Source organism: Sphingomonas sp. MMS24-J13 (assembly GCF_044905095.1).
GTDB lineage: Bacteria > Pseudomonadota > Alphaproteobacteria > Sphingomonadales > Sphingomonadaceae > Sphingomonas_I.
This window is the reverse complement of record NZ_CP173258.1, coordinates 4,692,404-4,718,496: the sequence shown is the minus strand read 5'-3', so window position 1 is coordinate 4,718,496 and position 26,093 is coordinate 4,692,404. Positions and strand designations below refer to the sequence as shown.

Here is a 26,093-nt window from a genome sequence, read left to right as displayed (position 1 = left end):
TCTTCACCGGGCCGCCCGACCGATTTCGTTTCCGCGGGTCCGCATCATGCGCCAGCCTCAGGCGCCGTGCGGGCGGTTGGCCTCGATCCAGCTGCCGAACTTGAGCAGGAAAGTCGTCAGGAAATTGCGCGTACCCTCGTTCGCAATCCCGCCTGACGCATCCAGCAGGGCGGCGACGTGGCCGATATAGGCTTCGGGCTGCTGCAGGGTGGGCATATTCAGGAACACGAGCGACTGGCGCAGGTGATGGTTCGCGCCGAACCCGCCCATTGCGCCCGGCGAGGCGCTGACGACCGCCGCGGGCTTGCCGTCCCAGACGCTTGCGCCATAGGGCCGCGACCCGACATCGATTGCGTTCTTCAGCACGGCCGGGACCGATCGATTATATTCGGGCGTAACGAAGAGCACGGCGTCCATCGCCCTGACTGCCTGCCGGAAATCGGTCCAGCCCGCCGGGGGCTGCCCTTCATCCTCGTCCTGATTGTAGAATGGCAGTCGGCCGATCTCGATGATCTCGAGCCGAAGAGCGGGCTTCGCAAGCTCGATCATGGCGTTGGCGAGCTTGCGTGTGAAGGACTCCTTGCGGAGACTGCCAACGAGGACGGCGACATCGACACTCATGATCCTTGTCCTTCCATAGGCAAGATGCGGGCACAACAGATCATCACGCAGGTGGAGTCAAAAATGTCGATCGGCAGGCGCACGTGCACCGCCATTGCACGGCGGCGAGGCAGGCACGGCGCAGCACCGTCTCTGCCAGGTCGTGTACCAGCCCGGCATCTTCGGCGATCGCGCTGAGGAGCCAACCAGTCAGGCTCGCGCGGCCTGCGTGGCGCCAACCCGCGATTGCGCTGCAGCTTGGTCCAGATGCCTCTGCCGGCCGTGCGACGCAGGAGCGCTCATTCCTCCAACTGCTTGCGGATCATCAGCAATTCCCGGCGCCGAGCCTCGCTGGTTTTCGGATACGACATCTTGAGGTCGTCGAAGGCGTCGAGAACGATCTGAGACACGATCAATCGCGCATTCTGCTTGTCATCGGCGGGCACCACGTACCACGGCGAATGTCCAGTGCTCGTTGCAGCCAGGCATTCCTCGTACGCCGTCATATAATGGTCCCAGAATTTCCTTTCTTCGACATCGGCCGTGCTGAATTTCCAGTTCTTTTCGGGCTCATCGATCCGAGCCAGAAAGCGTTTACGCTGCTCTTCCTTCGAGAGGTGGAGGAAAAATTTGACGATGCGAGTCCCGTTGGCATGCAGGTGCCTTTCCAGGTTCGAGATCGACCGATAGCGGTGGCGCCAAAGCGTCTTGTCGTGACGCGGCACGTCCGGCAGTCCCTCACTCATGAGGATGTCCCGATGCACCCGGACGATCAAAACCTCCTCGTAATAGGATCGGTTGAAGATGCCGATCCGCCCGCGCTCAGGAAGATCCCGGGTCGTGCGCCATAGGAAGTCGTGCTGCAGTTCCGTCGCGCTTGGATGCTTGAAGCTGAACACCTGGCAGCCTTGAGGATTGATGCCGGACATGACGTGCTGGATCGCCCCGTCCTTGCCTGCCGCATCCATGGCCTGGAACACCAGCAGGACCGCGTGACGGTTGGATGCGTAGAGAAGCTGCTGCTGAACACTGAGACGAGAGACATGGTCGGTCAGCAGGTCATGATAATGCTCCTTCGACCGATAGACGGGATCGACCATCGTCGGCCACTTCTTGAGGTCGACAAGATCGCCTTTCCGCACGCGGAAGTCCTTTGATGTGATCTGCATGGTCATTCCTTTCTCCAGTGCGGCCTACGGCAGACCCATGCGCAAGTGGCGGCACGGGGTGTAATGCGATAGCCGGGCAGGATGCCGTAATCGACACGGTCGGCGGGGAGGCGCCCTCTTGCAAGACAAAGCTTGAGCGCAGCGTCGGTCCAGGCCAGCCGCACCGTCGACTGGGACATTACGTAATGCGGGCTGCGACCGCTCCGGCCATGGTCGCTCTGATATCATGAGCGTCTGGAGCTTGCATGACCGACATCGTCCAACTGCAGCGTGGTCCCGATCCGCTTGACGGCATCGCCCTGACACTGGACCACGCTTTGCTGGCCGCGATTGCGCAGGTCACCTCAGGTCTCTCCCCGGCGACCATGATGCTGGCGTTTCTTGACTGGAGCACGCATCTTGGGGTTTCGCCGGGCAAGCGCCTCGAACTTGCCGGCAAGGCATACCGCAAGTGTCATCGTATCGCCGATTATGCTGTCCGCCGCATCGGGCACGAGGATGCCGAGCCGGCCATCGACCCGCTGCCACAGGACCACCGGTTCGATGATCCTGCCTGGAAGCAATTTCCCTTCGATCTGATCTCGCAATCCTTCCTGCTGACCCAGCAATGGTGGCACGCCGCGACCACGGCCGTCGCCGGCGTGTCCCGGCATCACGAGGAGATGGTGTCCTTTGCCGCGCGCCAGCTGCTCGATGTGGCCGCGCCGACCAACTTCCTCGCGACCAACCCGGTGCTGCTGCGCAGGGTCGCCGAGACCGGCGGCAAGTGCCTGCTCGACGGTGCGCAGCACTGGTTCGAGGATGCGGGGCGCCTGATGCGCGGCGAGCCTCCCGTGGGCGTGGAACAATTTCGTCCCGGAAAAACTGTCGCGGTGACCCCCGGGAAGGTCGTTTACCGCAACCGCCTGATCGAACTGATCCAATACGCGCCTGCCACCGAAACGGTGCGCCCCGAGCCAGTGCTCATTGTTCCGGCCTGGATCATGAAATATTATATCCTCGATCTGTCCCCCGAAAATTCGCTGATCCGTTGGCTGGTCGGCCAGGGCTATACGGTCTTCGCCATATCCTGGCACAATCCGGGCACCTCCGATCGCGATCTGGACATGGACGATTATCGCCGCCTCGGGCCCATGGCGGCGCTTGACGTCGTGACGGCGATCACCGGCTCGGACAAGGTTCACGGCGTGGGGTATTGCCTGGGCGGGACACTGCTTGCCATCGCCGCCGCGGCCATGGCCCAAGAGCATGATGAACGTCTGGCGTCGATCACCCTGCTCGCCGCGCAGACCGAATTCAGCGAACCCGGCGAGCTCGGTCTGTTCATCGACGAGTCGCAGATCAATCTGATCGAGAACATGATGTGGAGCCGTGGCTATCTCGACAGCCAGCAAATGGGTGGCGCCTTCCAGATCCTTCGCTCCAACGATCTCATCTGGTCACATCTGCTCGGGACCTATCTCATGGGTGAGCGCGAGCCGATGATCGATCTCATGGCCTGGAATGCGGACGGCACGCGGATGCCCTATGCCATGCATAGCCAGTATCTTCGGGAACTGTTCCTCGGCGACGACCTCGCCGAAGGCCGGTTCAAGGTGGACGGCCGCACGATCACGCTGTCGTCGCTCCGCCAACCGATGTTCGTGGTCGGCACCGAGCGCGACCATGTCGCCCCCTGGCGGTCGGTCCACAAGATCCATTGGCTCACGAGCGCCGCCATCCGTTTCGTGCTCACCAGCGGCGGGCATAATGCCGGCATCGTCTCGGAACCCGGTCATCCGCATCGGCGCTATCATGTCGCCACTCGCGCGCTCGACGATCCTGCCGTTGGTCCGGACGAGTGGATGGAGCAGGCCGAACAGCGCGAAGGCTCGTGGTGGATCGAATGGGGCCGTTGGCTGGACGAGCACTCCAGCGAGCCAGGATCACCGCCGCCCATGGGCGGCGCGGAGAAGGGTTTCGCAGCGCTGGGAGACGCTCCCGGCAATTATGTGCTGGAGACATGATGCCGCCAGCACCATCAGGGCTCGAGCAAAAGCGCCTGCGATCCTCGATCCCCTGTTCGTGAGCGGCGATCGGCTTCTCCAAGCGTTGGGAGGATCAGGGGAGACGGTCATTGAAGTGGGTCGTCGCACGTCGAGGCCCCATCCCGTAGCCCCTGCCTTTGATAGCGCGAAGCGAAGCGAAAACGCGTCGAGAAGGCATCGCGCGCTGACCTCTCCGGTCAACGTCTCGCCATCGCCGAGACCTCTGAACCCCGCCTAGTAAGGATACGTATCCTGCCGGCCTGAATTGATCGCTAGTCGGGTGCAAGACCGCTTCAAACCAAGGAAACCCCATGTCGCGTATTGCCCTCGTCACGGGAGGCGTCAGTGGCATTGGCGCCGCAACCGCAAAGCTCCTGCAGAAATCGGGCTATCGGGTCGTCGCCAACTTCTTCGGCAACGATGTCGAGGCCGCAGCATTCGCTGCCGAGACCAGCATTCCAACCCGCAGTTGGGACGTGGCGGACTTTGCCGCAAGCCAGGCGGGAGTTGCGGCGGTCGTCCAGGACTTCGGCCCGATCGACATTCTCGTCAACAATGCCGGCATAACGCGCGACAGCACTCTCCATAAGATGACCCCCGAACAATGGCGCAGCGTGATCGATGTCGATCTCGGCGGTTGCTTCAATATGTGTCGCGCCGTGATCGAGGGAATGCGCGAACGCAGGTTCGGGCGGATCGTCAATATCAGCTCGGTCAACGCCTTGTCGGGCCAGTTCGGCCAGACGAACTATGCCGCGGCCAAGGCAGGGGTGATCGGCTTCACCAAGGCGCTGGCGCTCGAGGGCGCATCGCGAAACATCACCGTCAACGCGTTAGCCCCGGGGTACACGGATACCGGGATGGTCAAGGCGGTGCCCGAGACGGTGCTGCAAGGCATTCTCGAAGGGATCCCGATCAGCCGCCTTGCCACGCCGGAGGAAATCGCACGGGGGGTCCTGTTCCTCGTGGCGGACGAGGCGGGCTTCATCACCGGCACCACGCTGTCCATCAACGGCGGCAAGTACATGGCCTAGGATCGGGCGCAAATCATCAAGACGCCCGCTGGCTAATTCGGCCGCGGTTGCAATCGAGAGGAAATTCGAGATGCCAGCCCAGATTGTTCTGTGCGCACCGGTGCGTACTGCCATCGGCGCCTATGACGGCAGCCTCAAGGATATGCCGGCACCCCAACTCGGAACCGTGGCTATCAAGGAAGTCCTTGCCCGCGCAAAGGTCGGCGCGGAGACTGTCGACACCGTAGTGATGGGTCAGGTCGTCCAGGCCGGCGCGCGGATGAATCCGGCGCGACAGGCAGCGATCGGGGCCGGCGTTCCTGTTTCGGTGCCCGCGCTGACGGTCAATCGGGTCTGTGGGTCGGGCGCTCAGGCGATAGCCAGCGCTGCGCAGGAGGTTATGCTCGGCTACTCCGCGGCCGCGATCGCCGGCGGGATGGAGAATATGGATCAGGCGCCGTATCTCATCGAAAGGGGCCGTTGGGGATACAGGATGGGTGACGGCAAGCTCGTCGACAGCATGCTTCGCGATGGACTCAACGACGCCTTTAGCGATCATCATTCCGGCTGGATTACCGAAGATCTCGTCACGAAGTTCAAGATCAGCCGGGAAGCCCAGGATGCCTGGGCAGTGCGCTCGCAGCAGCGCTTCAGTGATGCCCAGACAGCTGGCAAATTCGATGCGGAGATCGTCGCAGTTCCGCTGACGACCCGCAAAGGGACCACGCTGTTCGTGCGCGACGAACAGAACCGCCCCGATACGACGCTCGAGACGCTTGCTCATCTCAGACCGGCTTTTCGCAGCGACGGGACGATCACGGCGGGGAACTCGCCGGGGCTGAACAGCGCCGCCGCGGCGATGATCGTCACGACGATGGACTGGGCATCAAGGCACGGCGTCGAGCCAATGGGCCGGCTCGTCGCCTATGGCGTGGGAGCGGTCGAACCCGGCCTCTTCGGTTTGGGGCCGGTACCCGCCGTTCGCCAGGCGCTCGACCGTGCCGGATGGACGATATCGGATCTGGAGCGCATCGAGATCAACGAGGCGTTCGCCGCAATCGCGATTGCGGTCACCAGAGAACTCGGGTTGCCGCCAGAGATCGTCAATGTCGAGGGCGGCGCAGTTGCCCATGGGCATCCGATCGGCGCAACGGGAGCGGTGCTCACGACCCGATTGCTTCACTCCATGCGACGCGACGGCATTCACCGGGGCGCCGTCACGCTTTGCATTGGCGGCGGCCAGGGAATCGCCCTGATGCTCGAGGTTCTTCCCTAGTCGGACTGGCCTGCGAGCGCCCCGGCACCCTTCGTGATCTCCCTAGTCTCATGGCGGCCATGACAAGGAACGCTCGCTTGGCCACCTCGCGCTCGGCCAAGACTGCGTCCGGCATGATGCCCGGCATGCAGATGAAAGGAATTCCGATATCAGGCTGCCGATGAGCGGCACGGGCCAGATGTAGAATAGGCCGATCATGGGCGCAGTCGGTTCCACCAATCCGGGCCGTGTTGTCCGTCCTGATGATGCGGAAAATCGTGCTGCGGATAACAGAAGATGTCCTAGGGATTGGTTCCAGGAGCGACGGCTACGCCGCGCGTCGAGGACGATCCCTGTTCCTTGCTACGTCGCAGTCGATATCTCATCCAAGACGCTTGGAGACGAGAACAAGGCTCGCGTCTCCGGGATAGGGCTCAACGGTAAAACCCGAATCGCGCTCCACCTCGATCGCCGTACGGTTGTCACGGCTTTCGATCGAACTCGATGACCTTCACGCCGCGACGTTTTGCTTCATCCGCCATGAACGAGAGCAGCTGCCACCCGATTCCCTGTTTCTTGAATTCGGAGTGGACGGATATTGCCACCTCGCCACGCGCCCCCGCCGGATCGCATGCGAGCATTGCGGTCGCCAGGGGTGTCTTCCCATCTTCGCGAAAGGCTATGAAGCTCTCGGCCGTCTTGGGATCGACATGAATCATCGCGTCGATCTGCGCTGGCCGCACCTCGTTCAGCCCCGTCAGGAAACGGAAGCGCAGGTCTTCCGGAGCGACATGATGGAACAATGTATCGAGGATCGCGCCGTCCTCGGGCTCGGCGGGCCGAACGATGATCCGAAGACCGGTGTGGGTGACGAACGCGCGGCTCTGTTCGGACATGGCAGTGCTCCTTTCAACGTGGCTCGAGCGGCATCGAACAGGTCAAGCTCGCTGAGCGGGCATGACGAACGCAACCGCGTGCATGGCGATCATCCGCTCCTCATCGGTGGGGATGACGCGAACCGCGACCGAACTCCCCGTGGCGTTTATCGTGGTCGCGTTCCGTCGATTGGCCTCCGCATCGATAATCAGTCCGGTCCAGGCAAGCCGCTCGCAGATCGCAGCGCGAATGACAGGATCGTTTTCCCCGATGCCGGCGGTGAAGACGAGGCCATCGATGCCGCCGAGGGATGAAATCAGTGCGCCCGCTTCCCGCGCGGCGCGCCAGACGAACAGGTCGATCGCTTCGATGGCATGGGGATCGCTGCTGGCGTGAAGGACCCGCATGTCGCTTGATACGCCCGAGACGCCGAGCAGCCCGGATTGCGAATAGAGGAGCGTTTCCAGTTCGGTGACGCTCTTGCCGTCCTGAGTCTGGAGATAAAGCAGGACGCCAGGGTCGATCGTACCGCAGCGGGTTCCCATCACCAGGCCGTCGAGCGCCGTGAAGCTCATCGTCGTATCGACGCTTTTTCCCGCGTGCATCGCGCAAAGGCTCGCACCGTTTCCAAGATGAGCAACGATCAGCCGCTTGCCCGCGAACGCCGGCTCGGTCTTCGAAAGGCGATGCGCGATATACTCATAGGAGAGGCCATGAAATCCATAGCTGCGGATGCCCCGGTCGTGCAGCGCACGGGGCAGAGCGAAACGTGTGGCCACCTCCGGGCGCCCTTGATGGAAACCTGTGTCGAAACAGGCGATCTGCGGCAGTTCCGGCCGGAGCGCCCGAATCGCCCGGATGACGGCAAGGTTGTGTGGCTGGTGGAGAGGCACCAGCGGACACAGCATCTCCAGGGCAGCAAGAAGGGCATCATCGACAAGCGCCGGCTGCCCGAACCGAAGCCCGCCATGGGCCACGCGATGCCCGACCGCGACAATCTCGTGCTCGGGAAGGTGGCCGGCTGCCCAATGGAGCAGTTCCTGCAGCAGCGCTTCATGGCTCAGGCCGTCGCCGCCGTCCCATGTGCGTTCGATCAGGATGGTGCCAGCGGCATCGTGTGCCACCAGGTGAGGCGCGGTCCCGATCCCTTCCACCTTGCCGGAGGCCGCGAGCGCAAATTCGTCCTGACCGACATGGAACAAGGCGAACTTGATGCTCGACGACCCGGCATTGAGGCTGGCGATCACCCGGCCCATGTCAGGCAGCCTCGGCAGGGCCGGGGGCCGCCATCGTCGCGGCACGCACCATCGATACGGCGACGGCGCAGGATGCCAGCCGCGTACGCAATGAGTCGGCACGGCTGGTCAGGATGATCGGAACGCGAGCCCCCAGAACGATTCCGGCCGCATCGGCACCCCCGAGAAAAATCAGTTGCTTGGCCAGCATGTTGCCCGCCTCGAGGTTGGGAACCACCAGGATATCCGCCTTGCCGGCGACCGGCGAGACAATGCCCTTCTCGCGCGCCGCCGCCTCGCTGACGGCATTGTCGAACGCCAGCGGTCCATCGAGTATCGCGCCCGTAATCTGTCCCCTGTCCGCCATCTTGCAGAGCGCAGCCGCATCCAAGGTCGACCGGATCTCGGGATTGACGGTTTCGACCGCGGAAAGAATGGCGACACGCGGTGTTTCGATCCCGAGAACATGGGCAAGATCGATCGCGTTACGAATGATATCCGCCTTTTCGTCGAGCGTCGGCTCGATGTTGATGGCGGCATCGGTGATGAACATCAGCGAGGAATGACCGGGTACGTCCATGATGTAGACATGGCTGATCCGGCGTTCGGTCCTCAGACCGGTCGCACGCGGGACCACCGCACCCATCAGTTCGTCGGTATGTAGCGAGCCCTTCATGAGCAGCTGCGCCTCCCCTGCCCTGATCAGGGCAACCGCGGTCTCGGCCGCGGCGTGGCTATGGGGCGCTGACACGATACGGAAGGCCGATATGTCTTTTCCTGCCTCCCGTGCGGCATCGCGCATACGCGCTTCGGGTCCGACAAGGATCGGGCGGATCAGTCCCGCTTCGAAACCATCGACAGCGGCGGTGATTGCCGCCGCGCTGCACGGATGGACAACTGCGGTCGCGACGGCCGCGCCCCTCGCGCTCCGCTCGATCAGCTTGCGGTAACGATCATGGCTGGAAATCCGTACATCGGGTATTACGGCAGGTGCGCGATGGACCTTTTCGGCTGGCGCTTCGACTTCCGCTTCGCCCGTCACGACCTCTTCGCCGGCCTGGTTGACGCAACGGCAAGCGAGGACGACCCTCCGACGTGCGGGTTGCTTCTCCTTGACCGTCACCGTCGCCGTGATCGTGTCACCAATCGCGATCGGCCGCGCGAAACGAAGGTTCTGGCTGACATAATTGGTTCCTAGCCCCGGCAGTACGCTCCCAAGCACCGTGGAAATCAGTCCTGCACTCCACATGCCGTGTGCGGTCGCGTGCGGGAACCGCTCGCTCGCCTGATCTCCTTCGTAGTCCGTGAAGTTGGCATCGCCTGATACAAACCCGAAAAGCTCGATATCCTCCCGGGACAATGTCCGCGTGACGCTGGCGCTCTCGCCGACGGTGATCTCGTCGTATGTGTGGTTTTCGATCATGGCCGGATCCGACATCGATCAGCGCCCCTGCCCATGGGGTGGCAGGGCATTGGATGCGGCCCCAAGTTGCGCGAACCGGTTCGCCAAGTTCGAAATACAATCGACCCTATCGGACAAATGCGCGGATCGGTCAGATTGAACCATTAATCGCCATTCCTGCAGTGATCCGACAGCGATACGCGTTCATCGTCCCTTGTTCGCTACGTAGATGCCACGATGGCCATAACGCATGAAGCACCGCACAGCGGTGAGGTTCCTATTTTGTATCGGGGATCCGCATGTGCTTTTCGGCCACTTCCAGCTTTATCGCCTCGGGCGTAATCGGGGCGATCGGAGTGGCGACGCTTCGGCATGTGCGCGAGCCCAGGGCCCTCCTGTTCGCTTCCGTACCGCTGCTGTTCGCGCTTCATCAATTTACCGAGGGATGGGTCTGGCTCGGCCTCGACGGGCGGATAGGCAAGGTTGGGTTCGACCATGTCACGTTCCTGTTCATGCTGTACGCGCTGGGAATCCTGCCGTTGCTTATGCCCCCCGCGGTCGCCTTGATGGAACCGCCCGGCTGGCGTCGTGGCGCCATTCTCGGGCTGACTGCCGTCGGCGCGCTGGTGTTTGCGTGGGATGTGACCGGGCTGATCTTCCTGCCCAGCCAGTGCTTCATCGAGCAGAATTCGATAGCCTATCGTAACCCGATGACGGGCGATATCTGGATATCCTACCTGTATATTCTCGCTACCTGCGGCGCGCTGCTGCTATCGACCCACCGGGTCGTCAGGACCTATGGCATGCTCAACGTCGCCGCGCTGTCGGTCGCGGAGATCGTCAAGGAATACGCCTTCGCCTCGGTCTGGTGTTTCTACGCCGCGATCATGAGCGTGATGATCTATTGGCAGTTCAAGAGCCTGAAAATCGACATCAAGACGCCCAACGGCACGTCGCCGATTCTCAGGCCGCTCATCCTGCCCTGGCTCCGCTGGAAGAAAACCATGATCGCGAGGCCAGCATGATCACCGCGATGACGGCGGCCCTGTGCGCAACGGCGCTGATCGGCAGACCGCGCGCCGGGCTCCGTCGAGAGACACTTAATGACCCGGCCGCCCCAGCGTTCTCGCCTGCGTGATACCGAAATGGTCCGCCACCTCTCGCCCCGTGAAGCCGCTCGTATTGGCCTCCATGTCGAGCGGCAGCATCTGCTTGTCCCACGCTTGCCACGCCGCCACCAGCCGGCGATAGGTTTCGGGCTCGCGATCCTTGAGGTTGGCGCGCTCGAGCGGATCTTCGACGACGTTGAATAGAAACGTGTTGTCCAGGATCTTGAGATATTTCCAGTCGCCCGACCGGCACGCTTCCTGGGCCAGGTTGAGATAGCGCCAGCAGAGCGTGCGCTCCTTCGGCGGCGCGCGATGGAGCAAGGTATCGGTCAGATCCACCCCGTCCGGCGGAAATGCCGGATCGGGCTTGCCGCCGGCGCAGGCGAGCAACGTTGGCAGCCAGTCCATCGAGATCATCATCTGCTCGTTGACCGTGCCGGCCGGCACATGGCCGGGCCAACGGATGATCGCGGGAATGCGCAGGCCCCCTTCCAGCAATTCGGTCTTGCGGCCGGTGAAGGGCCAGGTGTCGGCATAACGCTCGCCGCCATTGTCGCTGGTGAAGATCACGATCGTGTCGTCGGCCAGCTTCAGCCGATCGAGCGTGGCGAGGATGCGGCCGATTTGCATGTCCATCCGCGTCACCATCGCGGCATAGGTCTTCTGCGAACCACCATCGGTATCGAACACCGCAAACGGCGTCTTGCTCGCCGCCAGCCGCTTCGATTCGGCTTCATCGCCGGGGCCTTCCCACGGCCAGTGCGGCGCGTTGAAATGGAGGCTGATGAAGAAGGGCCGATCGCCGCGCGCATAGGTCTCGATCGCAGAGATCGCATGGTTGCCGAGCAGATCGGTCATGTAGCCGGGCTCGCGCGTCTCCCGGTCATCGTCCCACAGGTCGGGCTTGCCCTGAAAATCGTGGCTGAAATAATCGACCCCGCCGCCGCGGAAGCCCCAGAAATGATCGTAGCCGCTCTTGAGCGGGCCATATTGGGGAAGGACCCCATATGCCATTTGCCGAGCAGGGTGGTGCCATAGCCCGCCGTGCGCAGCAGCGACGGCAGGGTCGGATGTTCGGGCGGCAGGCCGACATCGCGCTGCCCGAGCGGCTCCTCCAGCCCGATCGGCAGCCGGTTCTGATAGCGCCCGGTGATCAGCCCGACCCGCGTCGCCGAGCAGACCGCCGAATTGGCATAGGCCTGGGTGAAGCGCATCCCCTCCGCCGCGATCCGATCGATCGCTGGCGTGCGGTAATCGCGCCGGCCGTAGCAGCTGACATCGGCGTAACCGAGATCGTCGGCGAGAATGAAGAGGATGTTGGGCCTGCGCGCACCGCCGGCCGCGCGTGCGACAGGCCCGAGGCCGAGCGCGCCGACTGCCGCGACCGACGAAGCCAGCAGCGATCGCCGCGAGATAGGAAACAGAGGCATCCTCGTCACTCCTGAACCATGATTTTTCAACGGCTGTTCAAAGCTTGCGCCGCAGTGTCAGCATCCATTCGCGGGGCGGCGCCGGCTGGGTGGTCTGCAGCCCGACATTGAAGAATTTGTTCACGTAATAGAAGCGGTTGAACATGTTCTTGACGGTCGCCGAAAGACGCCACGCGCGGTCCGGCGAATCCCAGGTGAGCTTTGCATTGAACAGGCCATATCCCGGCACCGCGCCGAGCGGATTGTTATCGATATTGGTGAAGAATGACGATTGGTAGGCATAATCGATCCGCGGCGTGAGCGTCCCGATCGCGGTTCCCACCGCGTACTGCACCCCGACTGCCGCCTTCCATTTCGGCGAGAAGGGCGCCTTGCTGTCGAGCGTCACCCCGGCAATCACGACGCCGGCCGAGGTGAAGGATTTGAGCTTGAAATCGAGGTAGCTGCCGCTCGCGTCGATCAGCAGCCCGTCGAACGGACGCGCGGTGATTTCGATTTCGGCGCCCTTGAACTGGCCCTTGCCGACATTCGTCGGGGTGGCATTGTTGATGCTGGTCGGCGTCGGCGCCACATTGGTGAAGATCATATTGTTGTAATCGTTGATGAAGCCCGCGGCATTGAGGCGCAGCTTGCGATCGAACAGATCGCTCTTGAGGCCGATCTCGTAAGCGGTCAGCGTTTCCGGATTGAAGGATACCGCCTGTTCCGGAACGAACGGACGCGCATTGGTGCCGCCGCCACGGAATCCGGTCGAGATCTGCGCATAGGTCATCAGGCTGTCCGACCAGCGATAATCGACATTCACCCGATAATCGACGCGCGTTGCGTGATAATCGCTGTGGACCCCGGTCAACGCACCGGCGGGCGTAAAGGTCGGTACGCCGGGCAGGAATGGATTGAACCGTCGATAGACGTAGCTCTTCGCGTCATCGGTATAGCGGATGCCGCCGGTGACATTCAGGCGATCGAGCGGATGGACGATGATCTGGCCGAAGCCGGATTTGTTGCGGGAGATGATATCGTCGTCGGGGCTGTTCAGGTTTTCGAACGGCAGCCCGGCATACAGGATGTTCGACCCGCTGAAATTGTTGTGCGCGCGATAATAATAGCCGCCGACGGTCCAGTCGACGAGATCCCCGAACGCGTCGCCGCTCAACCGCAACTCCTGGCTGAATTGCCGGCTCTTGGCCGCATACAACGCGTTCTGCACCGCAACCGGGGTCGAATCCATATCAACGCCATAGGCCGCGCGGGTATAGGTGTAGCCGGTGATCGATTTGATCGACAGGCCGTGCGGCAAGGACAGATCGATCGTCGCCGCGGTGGCGGAATTCAGGATATCGTTATGATCGGGCACGGTCGTCGTCGGATGGTTGCCCGCGCCGACCTTGCCCGCATAAGTCGCCGGATCGGTGAAGGCCGGCGCGGTGTAGGTCGCGTAATTGATATAGTCGCGGGGATTGGTGACGAAGATGTTCGGATTGAGGCCGCCGAAATAGGCGTTGGCCGCAGACGTGACACCGGTGAGCACCGTCGGCGCCGGTTCGGACGTGTCGCGGATCAAGGTGGAGTTGAGGTTGATCTCCAGCCCGGCGGTCGGCAGCCAGCGCAGCGCGACCCGGCCGCCGCCATAATTCTTTCCGCCCTCGCGGCCCAGGGTGCAATTCTGGCTGGTGCCGGCCACGGCCACGCCGCCACCGGGATGCAGGCAACCATAGTCCATCCGCCGGACATAACCGTCCTGCCGATTGAACACGCCGGAAATGCGCGCGAACAGCCGATCGGGCACCATCACGATATCCGCGCCGCCGCGAAAGCTCGCCAGATTTCGCGTGCCGTAAGTGCCCTCGACGAAGGCGTCGCCCCTGCCGTCGGGCTTATGGGTGTAGAGTTTCAGCGAGCCGCCGATCGAATTCTTGCCGGCGAGCGTTCCCTGCGGCCCGCGCAGGATCTCGATACGGTCGAGATCGAGCAGATCGAAGTTCGCACCGTAGAGCGTGCCGTAATAGACATCGTCGATGTAGGTGCCGACGCCGGGCTCCGATGCGAAGCTGCTATCCTGCTGCCCGATACCGCGGATGAAGACCTGCGCTGCCGGCCCGTATGAGGCGCCGGCCTGCTTGAACAACAGGTTCGGCGCGGTGTTGGTGAGATCGGCGGCCTGGGTGGCACCCCGCGCTTCGAGGCTGGCGGCGTTCAGGGCGGTGATCGCGAGCGGGGTGTTCTGGAGGTTTTGCGAGCGGAACTGTGCCGTGACGACGATCTCGTCCACCGGCGCATTGGCGCCTGACGCAGCCACCGCAGCCTGTGTTGCGGGAGCCACCGGGGCGGGCTCCTGTGCGAGAGCCATCGCGGACCCTGCCATGGCCCATCCAATCGCCGCGCAGGCAGCGGTGCGTGTCGTGGGACGACGAACCATTTTCTCTCTCCCCCATGTGCTTTATGATTTGTGATCGTCGGCTGCACCCGCCGACGCCTTATGATCCAATGGGACACGCCACCGCAGCAATCGGGGTTGAGGTGATCAGAAGTGATAACCTGTGCCTTGTGTGTTAGACGCACAGACGGGAGGCAGCATGTTCGCGTTCACCGTTCGGCAGATCGAGATTTTCCTGGCGGTATGCGAAGCCGGCAGCTTTCGCGGCGCGGCAGAACGGATCGGCATTTCCGAAGCCGGCGTGAGCAACCATATCCGTGCGCTCGAACGTCAACTCGATTGTGCGCTTTTCGCCCGGCGTCGTGGGGCGAAGATCATGTTGATCGAAGCGGGCAATGCGTTTCGCGAAGAGGCGCTGGCGTTCGTCGGCCGCGGGCGCGAATTGCGCGCGGCGGCACGGCGGCATTCACGTCGCCACCCCCCATTGAAAGCGTTCGTCGGCGGGCATCTGCTGGAAGATTTCATCCGGCCGGCATTGCCCCGGCTGATGCGTGATCATCCCGAAATCGAGTTGCAGTTCGACATCAACCAATCCCGCTATCAGGCGAAGCAGCATATCTTGGCGGGCGAATATGACGTGGTTCTGCTGACGGTGCCGGACGCGAACGATATGCCGGGATCGATCCTCCTCTCTCACGTGCAAGGCGGGATCTATGGCACCGAGCGGCATGCCGCGCAGGCGCGACAAAGCGGGCTTGCGACCCTCCCCTTCATCCTCAGCCCGATCGGCAGCGACGACGAGCGCTCCGAGCGCCGCAGCCTCGAAAAAAGAGGCGTTCCCAAACCCCTTGTCGCGCTGCGCACGCAGTTTCACGACAGCAAGATCCGAAGCGCGGTCGATGGGCTGGGCGTAACGATGTCGATCGAGAGCATCGTCGCGGCATTCGATCCGCAAAACGAACTGCGCCTGATCACCAGTTTCTCGCTGTGGGAACGGCGGCTGTTTCTGAACGATCGCGTCGCGCCGGAAACCCGATCGATCCTGACCGGCTTCTTTCGCGATGCGATCGATGATCGGCAAAAACCGGTTCGGGCGGCCTAAAACCGCTCCCCCACCATCTCCTCGCTTTTTGCCCACAATGCCTTGGCGTGCTCGGGATCGAGCGCATAGGGCCGCACCCCGCCGCGCAAGCCGTCGCCGTCCTGGATCGCGGCGACCTGGCAATCCTCGCAATAATGCGCACCGACTTCGCCTGCCGGTGCCACGATCGCGGCCCAGACCGACGTGGCGGCGCCCTGCGGGATCGTCTTGTAGGCGAAAGGCGGCAGGCCGTTGGCCTTCTGGGTTTCGTTGATCGACGCGATCATCGCCTCGATCACCGCCGGATCCATGTGACGGCCAAGCTCGGTTCTGATCGCGCCGGGGTGAACCGCGGTGGCGCGAATGCCGCGATCGCGGTGGCGGCGATCGAACTCGACCGCGAACAGGATGTTGGCGGTCTTGGAGCGGCCATAAGCGACGAATTCGGCGTAAGGCGTATGCTCGAAATTGGGATCGTCGAGATCGACGTCGGCGAAGCGGTGCCCGGCCGACGACAGGTTCACCAGCCGGCCGCCGGGCTCGAGCAGCGACGCGATCCGGTTGACCAGTACGAAATGGCCGAGATGGTTGGTGCCGAACTGGGTCTCGAACCCGTCGGTCGTCTTGCCCTGCGGACAGGCCATCACGCCGGCATTGGCGATGATGATATCGAACCGGCGCCCGTCCCACACCAGAGCGTCGGCGCAGGCGCGCACGCTTTCGAGCGAGGCGAGATCGAGTTCGACCAGTTCGAGGCTGCCACCGCTTTCCGCCGCCGCGGCGCGTACCGCCTCGGTCGCGCGCTCGGCCTTGGCGAGATCGCGCGCCGCGCCGACGACGGCAGCGCCATGCGCGACGAGCGCACGCGCGGTCTCGACGCCGATCCCCGCCGAAACCCCGGTGACGAGGATGCGCTTGCCGCGCAATTCGATGCCGTCGAGCACGTCATCGGTCGTCGATTCAGCGCCGAAGATCCTGGTCATGAATGTCCTCCATGGTTGTGATGCGCCTTATCTGGGGTGGCGTGGCCCGTGCCCGGCGCCCGATCGCCTCTTTCTCTTGCCCGATCCTCTCAAATCCGTGCGGCGCGTCTTGCCTGACGCGATCCCCACGCCATCTTGGCGCCATGCAGGATCAGCTCGACCGGATGTGCCGCCTCACCCGGATGCATGCCGGCAACACCGCGAGCATAGGGCGGCTGCCACGCATCGCCTTGTTCGTGTCGGAAAACCGGACACGCGCCACATCGAGCCTCTATCGCCCGATGCTGTGCCTCGTCCTGCAAGGCGCCAAGGAGGTGACGATCGGCGATCGCCGGCTGCGCTACGATCCCGGCAGCTATTTCGTCGCGACGCTCGATCTGCCGGCCTGCGGGCAGATCGTCGAGGCGAGCCCCGAGCAACCCTATATCTGCGTCACGCTCGCGCTCGATCATGACGTGATCGCCGAACTTGTGCCCGATCTGCCCGCCCGGCCCGAGGGGCATGGCGCGGGCTTCGCGACCAGCCCGGTTAGCGCCCCCTTGCTCGATTCCTGGGCACGGATGCTGGCCCTGCTCGATGCGCCGCACGACGTGCCGGTGCTGGCACCGCTGATCGAGCGCGAGATCCTCTATCGGCTGCTGCAGGGGCCGCAGGGCGGGGTGCTGCGCCAGATCGCCTGCGCCGACAGCCGGATCGCGCAAATCCGCGCGGCGATCGCCTGGATCCGCGCGCATTACGACACGCCGATCCGGATCGAGACGCTCGCCGATCTGGCGGGGATGAGCACCGCCTCGTTCCACCGTCATTTCAAGGCGGCAACCGCGATGAGTCCGCTGCAATATCAGAAGAAACTGCGCCTGCAGGAGGCGCGCCGGCTGCTCGTCGCGAAAGCGGATGCGACGCACGCAGCTTACTCGGTCGGCTACGAAAGCACGTCGCAATTCAGCCGCGAATATGCCCGCATGTTCGGCGCGCCGCCATCGCGTGACGCCGAACGGTTGCGGGGGTTGGAGGAAGCGTAAATTCCGCCTGCGCTGCGGTGCTGAACGATCCTGAAGGACCGGCGCCGCTCAGTGTGCGTGGATCCGAACATGGTCGTGGGGCTGAACGCAGATCTACGATCCATAAGGAGCCGACGATGAGCATCACCATCACCGCGTTCGAACGGTCGCCCGACGGCGGCAGGGGGCTGGCGCGCGACACGCGCGTCCGCTGGGCGCTGGAGGAGGTCGGCCAGCCCTACGGAGTGCGCCTTCTCTCGTTCGCCGCGATGAAGGAGCCTGCGCATCTGGCGCTCCATCCATTCGGCCAGATCCCGACCTACGAGGAGGGCGATCTCGTCCTGTTCGAAACCGGATCGATCATCCTCTACATCGCGCAACGATATGGCGGCCTGCTGCCGGACGAAGAGAATGCGCGGGCGCGGGCGATCACGTGGATGTTCGCGGCGGTCAACTCGGTCGAGCCGCCGATCCTCGACCTGGTCGTCGCCCGGATGGTCGAGGGCGAAAAGCCCTGGGCCAGCGAGCGGTTGCCGCTGGTCATGGATCGCATCCGCAAGCCGCTGGCTCAGCTCTCCGCGCGTCTGGGCGCAGCCGACTGGCTCGACGGCTCGTTCAGCGCAGGCGATCTCATGATGGTTTCGGTGCTGCTTCGGCTGCGTGCATCGGGCCTGCTCGACGAATTCCCGAACCTGGCGGCCTATGTGGCCCGCGGCGAGGCCCGCCCCGCCTACCAGCGCGCCTTTGCCGCTCAGCTGGCGATCAATGCGCCGCGGGCGGGATGATGCATGGCTTGTTGCGCGGCAGGCCGATCGGCAGATTCCCTCCATGCCTTGCCGCCAAACGAACGGCTTGCGATCGTTTACGCGCCGCGAAGACGTCGGACCATCAGGGAGGATAGCCGGATACGATGACCGATCTGATCATCTGGACCTACGATTGGGTGCCCCCCGGCCCGCGCGGCTTCGTGCGCGATCTGCGGCTGCGCTGGGCATGCGAGGAAGCGGGGCTGGCTTATACGGTGAGGACCGTGCCGTTCGAGGGACGCGAGACCAACCATCTGGAGCACCAGCCTTTCGGACAGATTCCATTCCTGAGCGACGGCGATCTGGAGACGTTCGAGAGTGGCGCAGGCTTGCTCCATCTCGCGCGCAAGAGCGAAATCCTGATGCCGCGCGATCCGTCGGGGGAAGCAGCGACGTTGCAGTGGATGTTCGCCGCGCTCAATTCGATCGAGATGGTGACCGTGCCCTGGTGGTTCCTCGAAGTGACCGGCGCGGCGGATAACGGACTGGAGGGATGGATGGCGAGCCGGCTCGATCAGCTCGAGGCGGTGCTGGCGAGACGCAAATGGCTCGCTGCCGATCGCTTCACCGCGGCGGATCTGCTGATGGCGGATGTGCTGCGCGTTTCCAAAGTGCGCGCGTGGGGCGACCGGCCGGCCACCGATCGCTATGTGGAGCGGGTGACCGATCGACCGGCATTCAGGAAGGCGCGCGCAAATCAGATCGCGCATTTCGCAGCGGGGGATGCGAACCGGGCAGTGGACAGCTAGCCTCGATCGAATCCCTCTCGTCGCCCCTGCCTGCGCAGGGACGACGAAGTGTCAGGCTCTATTCCTTCCAGTCCGCCGGCGGCCCCTGTTCCGCCCCCAAAATCTGCCGCCGCGAGATCCGCCACTGACCCTTGACCTTGACCAGATTGTCGAACTCCTTGCCCTGCGTCAGCAGGCGCGGCGTATCGCCCTGCTTGTCGACCACCACTTCAGTGAAGAGCAGCCGCGCGGTGGCGGTCGAGCCGTGGATGACGATCAGCGGATTGGTCATCAGGATGTTGAACGCGAAGGATTTGTGCTGCGGGATGTCGGCATTGGCAAGGCCCTTATAGGCCCCCTCGATCGCGGCGATGCCTTTGTAGCTCATCTTACCGAGCACCATCTCGGCATCGTCGGTGTAGAAAGCCCCGAACTGGCCACCGCCCGCCTTGCCGAAATTGTTGTAGTAGCGCGTAAGCAGATCCTCGACCTCGGCGCGATCGACGAGCGAGGCGGCGGTAACGGTTTGTGTGAGCGCGGGCGTGCCGACGCCCAACATCAGGCCGAAGGCGGCAAAAGCCATCGCCGGGCGGAGCACAGACCGATTGCGCGCAATTCTCTTCATGGCATTCTCCCCTGCATATTTGCGGCCCAGCCTAAGCCGGTCGCGCACAAGGGCAAGGCGGAATAAGGGGCGGACCGATGTCGACATCACTCTATGATCTGAGCGTGCCGACCTTCCTGCAGACCGTGCGGGCGATCGGCGGTTTCCTGGACCGCGCGGCGACCCATTTTGCCGAGACGGGCGTGGACGCCGATGCGTTCGTGGCCACGCGCCTTTACCCCGACATGGCGCCCTTCCACTTCCAGATCGAGGCCGCGTGGCACCATGCCGTCTGGGGGGTGGAAGCCTTGAAGACTGGGGCGTTCACACCGCCCCCGCTCGTCGGCACGGTGCCGTTCGCCCAACTACAGGCCGTAATCGACCGGGCCGAAACCGCGCTGGAGGCAGTCACGCCCGACGAGATCGACGCATGCGCGGGCAAGGCGCTCGATCTGCAGATCGGACCGCGCCGGCTCGCCTTCACCGCCGAGTCCTTCATCCTCTCCTTCTCACTGCCGCATTTCCATTTCCATGCCGTCACCGCCTACGACATATTGCGTTCGCGCGGCGTGCCGATCGGCAAGCGCGATTACGAGGGCCGTCTGCGCACCAGCACAGCAGAATGAAGGACAGGACACCCGAACGCCGACCGCGCGATGTTCCGGGGCGCGGCATATTTACCGCGGGACCAGCCCGCTCGTCCGATAGGACTCGATGATCGCATCATAGATCGCAATATCGTTGCGGCTGCGCGCCGCCAGTTGCGCGCCGCCGATCGCGGCGAAGATCGCCAGCGCCCTTTGTCCAGGCTGAACGATCCCCTCCGGCGCAAGCGCCAGCACCTTCGTCAGCCACGCGACGTTGACGTCGGCGAACGCACGCACCTCCGCCTTCACCGCAGGAGGCAGATCGTCATACTCGGCCGCCAGGATCCCGCACAGGCACATGCAATTGTCGTCCTCCAGCGCCCTGCGGAAAATGGCGGTGTAGCGGGCGAGGCAGGCGGAGGAATCGGAAGTCCGCGCGAGCAGATCGTCGAGATCGACGCGCGCCGTTTCGGTGTAGCGGCGCGCGATCGCGGCGCCGAGATCGCCTTTGGTCGGGAAATGATAATGGACGCTGGCGCTCTTGATGCCGACCTCGGCCGCCAGATCGCGGAAGCTGAGCCCGTTATACCCGTGCGCCTGCACGATCGCCCGCGCCGCATCCATGATCGTCTCGCGGGTATCCACAGTCACATCACACCTCCATCAATCTATCGATAGATAGGCGTTGACGGCGTGGATGAATAGGTCTCTAGCCCAACTCACCTATCTATCGATAGATAGTCGAATCGAAGGACCATATCTCATGAAGATCTACGATCGTGAAGGTACCCCCAATGCCGCCCGCATCCGCATCGTCCTGGCCGAGAAGGGGCTCGACGATCAGGTCGAGTTCGTCACTGTCGATCTGATCGCCGCCGATCAGAAGCAGCCAGGCTTCCTCGCCAAAAATCCCATCGGGAAGACGCCGTTGCTTGAACTGGACGATGGCTTCATCCTCTCGGAATCGACCGCGATCACCGAATATCTCGACAATCTCGACGGCAAACCGCGCCTGACCGGCCGCACCCCGCGCGAGAAAGCCACGATCCACATGATGCAGCGCCGGGTCGAGCAATTGGTGATGGAGCCGGTCGACGATTTCTTTCACTACGGTACGACGGGTCTGGGGCCCGCGCTGGCGCCGTGGCGGATGCCCGAATGGGCCGGCCGCAAGGAATGGGGTGAGCGGCGCGGCGCGCAGGCGGTGCGCGGCATGCCCTATTTCGATGCGTTGCTGCGCACCCAGCCGTTCGTCGCAGGCGATAGCTTCTCGATGGCGGATATTACCCTATGGGCCGCGCTCGCCTTCGCGCGCGGCGCGGGGCTCACCGTCGATCCGGCCCTGACTGCGCTGGCCGAATGGGATGCGCGGGTCGCGGAACTGCCGGCGGTGACGAACCGCAGCGGGCAAGCATTTCGGCCCGAGGATATGACGCGGCGGGGCTAGATCGTCGCCCGGCGCAAGGGTGCCCGACGGGCCACAGGCTGATCGAAGGGCCTGGCGGAGTGCGCCTCCACCCGCGATCGACCCGCGTGATTTGTTACGGTTCCGGTCCGATCTCGATTTGCGTCATCCGCCCGCCCCACTTACAGAGGCAATACAGGCGGGCGGATGGTTACGACAAACCGGGGTATCGATAATGGCCACCGCCATGAAAGGCCCTGGCGCGGGCTGATCGTGGCAATGGTCTTCGCGCTGGCCGTCATCGCGGTACTGGCGCCCGTCTTGGCCGCCCTGCTGCTTGCTCGCCAGCAGAGCTTCGCGAGCGAACGGCGCAAATCGCAATGGATCGCGAAGGAAATTATCCGCCGCGCCGATCGCACCAATACGCAATTGCTGAGCGCGCATACCTTGTTACGCGCCATCCCCGCACCGCCCTGCTCACCCGAGGCGATCCGGCAGACGGCGGGGGTGATGCTGCGGTTCGAGATGCTGCACGGCGCGGGCTTCATGCGCGGCAACACCCTGCTGTGCATGATGGTCGGTCCGAACGAGCCGCCGATCGACCTGGGTCCGCCGAACTTCGACGGCGGCCATGGCTCCAAGGTCCGCACCGACGTCCGACTGCCATCCGCGCCCGGGACGCGGCTGATCAGCTTCACCGGACCTTCGGGCTACACGATGTTCGCGCATCCGGATCTCACGCTCGATCTCGCGCTGCCGGCAGGGGGCATGACCGTCGGCGTGATGGGGATCGGCACCGGGCGGGTCTATAATGTCAAAGGCCCGCTTGATCGCGCTGCGCTCGGACCGTTCCTGCGCGACCGGCTGACCAGTTACATCTATGGTGATCGGCTGGTCTCGATCGAGCCTTCGAACCAGGGCGATTATGCCGGCTTCGTACTGCGCCCGCTGAACGGAATGACGCCGGATTTCCGCTATTACGCGATCATGCTGCTGCCGCTCGCGATCGTCTGCGCCGGGCTGCTGATCGTGCTGCTGCGGCTGGTGGTGCGATCGGAGATGTCGTTTCGGACGGTCATCCGCCGCGCGCTGCGCGCAAACCAGTTCTACCTCGAATATCAGCCGTTGGTGGCGCTCGACACCGGCCGCTGGATCGGTGCAGAGGTGTTGGTGCGGTGGCGGCGCGGCGGCGAAGACGTGCGCCCCGACAGCTTCATCCCTTATATGGAGGAGACCGGCCTGATCGGCGCGCTGACCGACCATATCTTCGCCCGGCTCGCCGACGAAGCCGGGGAGGATTTGCGGCGGCGACCCGATTTCTATCTGTCGGTTAATGTTGCCTCGGCGGATCTGCAGGCCGGACGGCTGCTCCATCTGATCGACAAGCTGCTCAAGGAGACCGGCTGCAGCCCGCGCCAGTTCATCGTCGAGGCGACCGAGCGCAGCCTGATCGATGTCCAGGGCGGTGCCAGCACGCTCGACGCCGCGCGGGTGCGGGGCCTGAGGGTCGCGCTCGACGATTTCGGCACGGGCTATTCGAGCTTGAGCTACCTCCAGCAATTTCCGCTGGACTATATCAAGATCGACAAGAGCTTCGTCGATTCGGCCCACAAGGGTGCCGCAACCAGCCGGGTGGTGTCGCACATCATCGCAATGGCGCGCGACCTGGGCCTCGAGCTGGTCGCGGAGGGCGTCGAGACGGCCGAACAGGCAGAGTTCCTGCGGCGCGAAGGCGTACGCTATGCGCAAGGGTGGCTGTTCGCGCGATCGATGTCGTGGACGGCCTTGATCGCCGGGTTGAGCCAGCAGGCGGCTCTCGCGGAATAGGCTCTCCCGGTTTTTGGCGTGGATCCGGAACAGTGGCGCCGACGCAACATGCGGCAAAATGTCCACAGTCGCGCCCCGATTTTGCATTGCAACAAAAAGGTCATCGCCCCAGTGCAGGAGCCATCCCATCGGATTCGCCCCGCCTCCCGAAGGGCGAACGACAGAAAGTTAAGGGCCCAATCATATGAAAATGCGTAAGATCCATGCCGGTCTGTTTGCCGGTACCGCGATGCTTGCCGCCATGCCGATGGCCGCGCCGGCGCAGTCCGCCGCTGCACCCGCGAGCAGCGACAGCGACGTGCAGACGATCACCGTCACCGCGCAGCGCCGCGTCGAGAACGACCTGAAAGTGCCGGTCGCGGTCTCGGTCATCCGCCCCGACGCATTCAAGGATTATGTCGCCGCCGGCAGCGACACTTTGCTCTCGCTATCGGGCAAGGTGCCGAGCCTCTATGTCGAAACCTCGACCGGCCGCATCTTCCCGCGCTTCTACATTCGCGGTCTCGGCAATATCGACTTCTATCTCGGCGCATCGCAGCCGGTCTCGGTGATCCAGGACGACATCGTCGAAGAGCACGTCGTGCTGAAGTCGAACCCGATGTTCGACGTCGGCCAGATCGAAGTGCTGAAAGGTCCGCAGGGTTCGCTGTTCGGCCGCAACACCACGGCCGGCATCGTCAAGTTCGACAGCGCCCAGCCGACCGAGACGTGGCAGGGCCAGGGCTCGGCAAGCTACGGCAAGTATAACAGCGTCAATGTCGACGCCGGCGTCGGCGGCCCGCTGACCAAGGACGGCAGCATCAGCTTCCGACTGTCGGGCCTCTACCAGCATCGCGACAATTGGATCACCAACAGCTACACCGGCAATTCGGACGACGGCACCGTCGGCGGCAAGGATGTGATGGGCGGCTTCAACGAGCGCGACGTCCGCCTGCAATTGCTCGCCAAGCCGAGCGAGAATTTCAGCGTCCGCCTGTCGGGCCATTATCGCGACTATGACGGCAACGCCTCGATCTTCTATCGCGGCTCAATCCGGCAGGGCACGAATGCGGTGCCGTCGAGCTTCGACCGTTCGGTCGTCGCCTATGACGAAGCCCATAACAACCCGCAGGCCTACAAGACCCACGGCGCCTCGCTGAAGGCGGTCTATGATTTCGGCGGGGCGACGCTGACGTCGATCACCGGCTGGGAGCATCTGTCGGGCTATAGCCGCGGCGATACCGACGGTGGTGCCGCGGTCAACTTCCCGCTCAGCACCAACGGCGGCGCACCGGTGCCGTTCGGCTATGGTGAATCGCAGGGCCGCGTCCATGGCCTCGATCAGGTGACCGAGGAAGTCCGCCTCGCCAGCCCGGACACCGGCCGCTTCAAATGGCAGGTCGGCGGCATCTATTTCAGCCAGAAGGACCGCACCGAATTCGATCAGCGGGCCTACTTCCTGACCAACAACAGCTTCGGCACCAATCCCAACCCGAACAATTTCGTGCTGCTGCACGACAACAACACGAGCTGGGCCTTGTTCGGCCAGGCGAGCTATGACCTGACCGACCAGTTGACCGCCACCGGCGGCGTGCGCGTGACCGAGGACACGAAGCGCACCGAACTGCTGCTCCACCCGAACAGCGTGGCGCTGACCATCCCCGGCACCGCCCCGGCCTCGTCCTTCGCATGCGGCACGGCCTTCTCCTGCCGTCTGTCGGACACCAAGCCGAGCTGGGATGCGAGCCTGCTCTATCGCGCGACCGGCGATCTGAGCTTCTACGGGCGCGTCGCGCGCGGCTTCCGTGGACCGACCATCCAGGGCCGCTCGGCGGTGTTCGGATCGGCCTACACGACCGCCAATTCGGAAACGAATACGTCGGGTGAGATCGGCCTGAAGAGCGTGTTCCTCGACAACAAGGTCCACTTCAACCTGACCGGCTTTTACTACGTCGTGAAGAACATGCAGCTTAACGGCAATGACAGCAACGGCAACGGCGTGCTGTTCAATGCCGACAAGGGCAAGGGCTACGGCATGGAGGCCGAGCTCGAGGCGCGGCCGGTGAAGAACTTCCGCTTCAACGTCGGCTTCAGCTGGCTGCACACCAAGATCGAGGATCCCAACGCCTTCGCCCAGGTCGGCGCAGCCGGCGGCGTACTGGCCGAGACCGTTTTCCCGACGCCGTTCCCGGGCACGGGCAGCAATAGCGGGCTGCGGTTCGCCAGCATCAACGGCAATCCGTTCCCGAACGCGCCGGAGTACAACCTCAACCTGAGCGGCCGTTACGACTTCCCGATCGACGAGAAGAGCCGCCTGTTCATCGGCGCCGACTTCAACATGCAGGGCAAGACCAACTACGTCCTGTATCGCACGATCGAATATACGGCGAACGGCAACTTCGAGCTGGGCGGCAAGATCGGCTATGCCTTCGGCCGGTACGAGGCGGCGTTCTTCGTACGCAACCTCACCAACGAGAAGAACCTCGTCAACGTCATCGACACCAACAATTACCGCGCGGGCATCTACAACGATCCGCGCACGTTCGGCATCCAGATCAGCGGCTCGTTCCGCTAAGGCCGATCACCCCCGCGTCAGCGA

General features: G+C 63.5%; 22 protein-coding genes and 1 pseudogene. 12 read left to right on the top strand and 11 right to left on the bottom strand.

Going from position 1 to position 26,093, the window contains the following annotated elements; genetic code table 11:
• Positions 1-57: 57 nt before the first annotated feature.
• A complete protein-coding gene (locus tag AB4Z44_RS22065) occupies positions 58-621 on the bottom strand; it encodes an NADPH-dependent FMN reductase (RefSeq protein WP_404711799.1) in 564 nt (187 codons plus the stop codon).
• Positions 622-899: 278 nt separating this feature from the next.
• Entirely contained in the window at positions 900-1,775 is an 876-nt protein-coding gene (locus AB4Z44_RS22060; RefSeq protein WP_404711798.1) for an ADP-polyphosphate phosphotransferase, read from the bottom strand.
• A gap of 239 nt (positions 1,776-2,014) precedes the next feature.
• On the opposite strand from AB4Z44_RS22060, the gene AB4Z44_RS22055 reads away from it, so the two are divergent.
• The 3 genes from AB4Z44_RS22055 (at position 2,015) to AB4Z44_RS22045 (ending at position 6,085) form a co-directional block, all read left to right on the top strand.
• Positions 2,015-3,775 carry a PHA/PHB synthase family protein gene (locus AB4Z44_RS22055; protein WP_404711797.1) on the top strand — a complete coding sequence of 587 codons (1,761 nt, stop codon included), beginning with the start codon at positions 2,015-2,017 and terminating at the stop codon, positions 3,773-3,775.
• A gap of 332 nt (positions 3,776-4,107) precedes the next feature.
• The gene (gene phbB / locus AB4Z44_RS22050; protein WP_404711796.1) at positions 4,108-4,830 is read left to right on the top strand and encodes an acetoacetyl-CoA reductase; all 723 of its coding nucleotides are present in this window, start codon (positions 4,108-4,110) and stop codon (positions 4,828-4,830) included.
• Between the two features lie 70 nt (positions 4,831-4,900).
• Entirely contained in the window at positions 4,901-6,085 is a 1,185-nt protein-coding gene (locus AB4Z44_RS22045) for an acetyl-CoA C-acetyltransferase (RefSeq protein ID WP_404711795.1), read from the top strand.
• A 461-nt stretch (positions 6,086-6,546) separates the two neighbouring features.
• Here AB4Z44_RS22045 and AB4Z44_RS22040 read toward each other — a convergent pair whose 3' ends face one another.
• Genes AB4Z44_RS22040 through AB4Z44_RS22030 form a run of 3 tightly spaced genes read right to left on the bottom strand, consistent with a single transcriptional unit; the run spans position 6,547 to position 9,613 of the window.
• Positions 6,547-6,960, bottom strand: coding sequence for a GNAT family N-acetyltransferase (locus AB4Z44_RS22040; RefSeq protein WP_404711794.1), 414 nt, complete (start codon positions 6,958-6,960; stop codon positions 6,547-6,549).
• Between the two features lie 42 nt (positions 6,961-7,002).
• On the bottom strand, positions 7,003-8,196 hold the full coding sequence (locus tag AB4Z44_RS22035; protein WP_404711793.1) for an acetate/propionate family kinase: 1,194 nt from the start codon (positions 8,194-8,196) through the stop codon (positions 7,003-7,005).
• 1 nt (position 8,197) lies between these two features.
• Positions 8,198-9,613, bottom strand: a complete 1,416-nt coding sequence (locus AB4Z44_RS22030) for a bifunctional enoyl-CoA hydratase/phosphate acetyltransferase (RefSeq protein ID WP_404711792.1) — start codon at positions 9,611-9,613, stop codon at positions 8,198-8,200.
• Positions 9,614-9,933: 320 nt separating this feature from the next.
• Between AB4Z44_RS22030 and AB4Z44_RS22025 the strand changes: the two genes are divergently transcribed.
• Complete coding sequence (locus AB4Z44_RS22025) at positions 9,934-10,602, top strand: DUF6629 family protein (protein WP_404711791.1); 669 nt, start codon at positions 9,934-9,936, stop codon at positions 10,600-10,602.
• A 75-nt stretch (positions 10,603-10,677) separates the two neighbouring features.
• Here the strand turns inward: AB4Z44_RS22025 and AB4Z44_RS22020 are convergent, their stop codons facing one another.
• The 3 genes and pseudogenes from AB4Z44_RS22020 to AB4Z44_RS22010 form a co-directional block, all read right to left on the bottom strand.
• Positions 10,678-11,700, bottom strand: coding sequence for a sulfatase (locus AB4Z44_RS22020; protein ID WP_404711790.1), 1,023 nt, complete (start codon positions 11,698-11,700; stop codon positions 10,678-10,680).
• 32 nt (positions 11,701-11,732) lie between these two features.
• Positions 11,733-12,116, bottom strand: a pseudogene (locus tag AB4Z44_RS22015) (sulfatase); the annotation flags it as partial.
• Between the two features lie 37 nt (positions 12,117-12,153).
• On the bottom strand, positions 12,154-14,439 hold the full coding sequence (locus AB4Z44_RS22010; protein WP_404711789.1) for a TonB-dependent receptor: 2,286 nt from the start codon (positions 14,437-14,439) through the stop codon (positions 12,154-12,156).
• Between the two features lie 253 nt (positions 14,440-14,692).
• Between AB4Z44_RS22010 and AB4Z44_RS22005 the strand changes: the two genes are divergently transcribed.
• Complete coding sequence (locus AB4Z44_RS22005; protein ID WP_404711788.1) at positions 14,693-15,595, top strand: LysR family transcriptional regulator; 903 nt, start codon at positions 14,693-14,695, stop codon at positions 15,593-15,595.
• Here AB4Z44_RS22005 and AB4Z44_RS22000 read toward each other — a convergent pair.
• Entirely contained in the window at positions 15,592-16,557 is a 966-nt protein-coding gene (locus AB4Z44_RS22000; RefSeq protein ID WP_404711787.1) for an SDR family NAD(P)-dependent oxidoreductase, read from the bottom strand. The two genes, AB4Z44_RS22005 and AB4Z44_RS22000, sit on opposite strands and share 4 nt — an antisense overlap.
• A 143-nt stretch (positions 16,558-16,700) precedes the next feature.
• Between AB4Z44_RS22000 and AB4Z44_RS21995 the strand changes: the two genes are divergently transcribed.
• The 3 genes from AB4Z44_RS21995 to AB4Z44_RS21985 all read left to right on the top strand — a co-directional run bounded on the left by AB4Z44_RS21995 (position 16,701) and on the right by AB4Z44_RS21985 (position 19,113).
• Positions 16,701-17,579 carry an AraC family transcriptional regulator N-terminal domain-containing protein gene (locus AB4Z44_RS21995; RefSeq protein WP_404711786.1) on the top strand — a complete coding sequence of 293 codons (879 nt, stop codon included), beginning with the start codon at positions 16,701-16,703 and terminating at the stop codon, positions 17,577-17,579.
• A 116-nt stretch (positions 17,580-17,695) separates the two neighbouring features.
• Positions 17,696-18,343: a glutathione S-transferase family protein gene (locus AB4Z44_RS21990; RefSeq protein ID WP_404711785.1), complete on the top strand. Its 648-nt coding sequence runs from the start codon at positions 17,696-17,698 to the stop codon at positions 18,341-18,343.
• A gap of 125 nt (positions 18,344-18,468) precedes the next feature.
• Positions 18,469-19,113, top strand: a complete 645-nt coding sequence (locus AB4Z44_RS21985; RefSeq protein ID WP_404711784.1) for a glutathione S-transferase family protein — start codon at positions 18,469-18,471, stop codon at positions 19,111-19,113.
• Positions 19,114-19,171: 58 nt separating this feature from the next.
• Here AB4Z44_RS21985 and AB4Z44_RS21980 read toward each other — a convergent pair whose 3' ends face one another.
• Positions 19,172-19,717 carry a nuclear transport factor 2 family protein gene (locus tag AB4Z44_RS21980; RefSeq protein ID WP_404711783.1) on the bottom strand — a complete coding sequence of 182 codons (546 nt, stop codon included), beginning with the start codon at positions 19,715-19,717 and terminating at the stop codon, positions 19,172-19,174.
• Between the two features lie 77 nt (positions 19,718-19,794).
• Here AB4Z44_RS21980 and AB4Z44_RS21975 point away from each other — a divergent pair, with 77 nt between their 5' ends.
• The gene (locus tag AB4Z44_RS21975; protein ID WP_404711782.1) at positions 19,795-20,322 is read left to right on the top strand and encodes a DUF1993 family protein; all 528 of its coding nucleotides are present in this window, start codon (positions 19,795-19,797) and stop codon (positions 20,320-20,322) included.
• A gap of 51 nt (positions 20,323-20,373) precedes the next feature.
• Here AB4Z44_RS21975 and AB4Z44_RS21970 read toward each other — a convergent pair whose 3' ends face one another.
• Positions 20,374-20,934 (bottom strand): TetR/AcrR family transcriptional regulator, encoded by a 561-nt coding sequence (locus AB4Z44_RS21970; protein ID WP_404711781.1) that lies wholly within the window; start codon positions 20,932-20,934, stop codon positions 20,374-20,376.
• Positions 20,935-21,046: 112 nt separating this feature from the next.
• Here AB4Z44_RS21970 and AB4Z44_RS21965 point away from each other — a divergent pair, with 112 nt between their 5' ends.
• From AB4Z44_RS21965 to AB4Z44_RS21955, 3 genes are all read left to right on the top strand, one after another.
• On the top strand, positions 21,047-21,730 hold the full coding sequence (locus tag AB4Z44_RS21965) for a glutathione S-transferase family protein (RefSeq protein WP_404711780.1): 684 nt from the start codon (positions 21,047-21,049) through the stop codon (positions 21,728-21,730).
• A 165-nt stretch (positions 21,731-21,895) separates the two neighbouring features.
• Positions 21,896-23,515 (top strand): EAL domain-containing protein, encoded by a 1,620-nt coding sequence (locus AB4Z44_RS21960; RefSeq protein ID WP_404711779.1) that lies wholly within the window; start codon positions 21,896-21,898, stop codon positions 23,513-23,515.
• 184 nt (positions 23,516-23,699) lie between these two features.
• Positions 23,700-26,069, top strand: coding sequence for a TonB-dependent receptor (locus AB4Z44_RS21955; RefSeq protein ID WP_404711778.1), 2,370 nt, complete (start codon positions 23,700-23,702; stop codon positions 26,067-26,069).
• The last annotated feature ends 24 nt before the right edge of the window (positions 26,070-26,093 follow it).

Bases quoted from the DNA above. Each gene is read 5' to 3' on its own strand.
- AB4Z44_RS21965 (WP_404711780.1), top strand. From the start codon at position 21,047: ATGAAGATCTACGATCGTGAAGGTACCCCCAATGCCGCCCGCATCCGC.
- AB4Z44_RS22000 (WP_404711787.1), bottom strand. From the start codon at position 16,557: ATGACCAGGATCTTCGGCGCTGAATCGACGACCGATGACGTGCTCGAC.
- AB4Z44_RS22055 (WP_404711797.1), top strand. From the start codon at position 2,015: ATGACCGACATCGTCCAACTGCAGCGTGGTCCCGATCCGCTTGACGGC.
- AB4Z44_RS21980 (WP_404711783.1), bottom strand. From the start codon at position 19,717: ATGAAGAGAATTGCGCGCAATCGGTCTGTGCTCCGCCCGGCGATGGCT.
- AB4Z44_RS21985 (WP_404711784.1), top strand. From the start codon at position 18,469: ATGACCGATCTGATCATCTGGACCTACGATTGGGTGCCCCCCGGCCCG.
- AB4Z44_RS21975 (WP_404711782.1), top strand. From the start codon at position 19,795: ATGTCGACATCACTCTATGATCTGAGCGTGCCGACCTTCCTGCAGACC.
- phbB (WP_404711796.1), top strand. From the start codon at position 4,108: ATGTCGCGTATTGCCCTCGTCACGGGAGGCGTCAGTGGCATTGGCGCC.
- AB4Z44_RS21995 (WP_404711786.1), top strand. From the start codon at position 16,701: ATGCAGGATCAGCTCGACCGGATGTGCCGCCTCACCCGGATGCATGCC.
- AB4Z44_RS22065 (WP_404711799.1), bottom strand. From the start codon at position 621: ATGAGTGTCGATGTCGCCGTCCTCGTTGGCAGTCTCCGCAAGGAGTCC.
- AB4Z44_RS21955 (WP_404711778.1), top strand. From the start codon at position 23,700: ATGAAAATGCGTAAGATCCATGCCGGTCTGTTTGCCGGTACCGCGATG.
- AB4Z44_RS22035 (WP_404711793.1), bottom strand. From the start codon at position 8,196: ATGGGCCGGGTGATCGCCAGCCTCAATGCCGGGTCGTCGAGCATCAAG.
- AB4Z44_RS22005 (WP_404711788.1), top strand. From the start codon at position 14,693: ATGTTCGCGTTCACCGTTCGGCAGATCGAGATTTTCCTGGCGGTATGC.
- AB4Z44_RS22040 (WP_404711794.1), bottom strand. From the start codon at position 6,960: ATGTCCGAACAGAGCCGCGCGTTCGTCACCCACACCGGTCTTCGGATC.
- AB4Z44_RS21960 (WP_404711779.1), top strand. From the start codon at position 21,896: ATGGTTACGACAAACCGGGGTATCGATAATGGCCACCGCCATGAAAGG.
- AB4Z44_RS22030 (WP_404711792.1), bottom strand. From the start codon at position 9,613: ATGTCGGATCCGGCCATGATCGAAAACCACACATACGACGAGATCACC.
- AB4Z44_RS22020 (WP_404711790.1), bottom strand. From the start codon at position 11,700: ATGGCATATGGGGTCCTTCCCCAATATGGCCCGCTCAAGAGCGGCTAC.
- AB4Z44_RS22060 (WP_404711798.1), bottom strand. From the start codon at position 1,775: ATGACCATGCAGATCACATCAAAGGACTTCCGCGTGCGGAAAGGCGAT.
- AB4Z44_RS22045 (WP_404711795.1), top strand. From the start codon at position 4,901: ATGCCAGCCCAGATTGTTCTGTGCGCACCGGTGCGTACTGCCATCGGC.
- AB4Z44_RS21990 (WP_404711785.1), top strand. From the start codon at position 17,696: ATGAGCATCACCATCACCGCGTTCGAACGGTCGCCCGACGGCGGCAGG.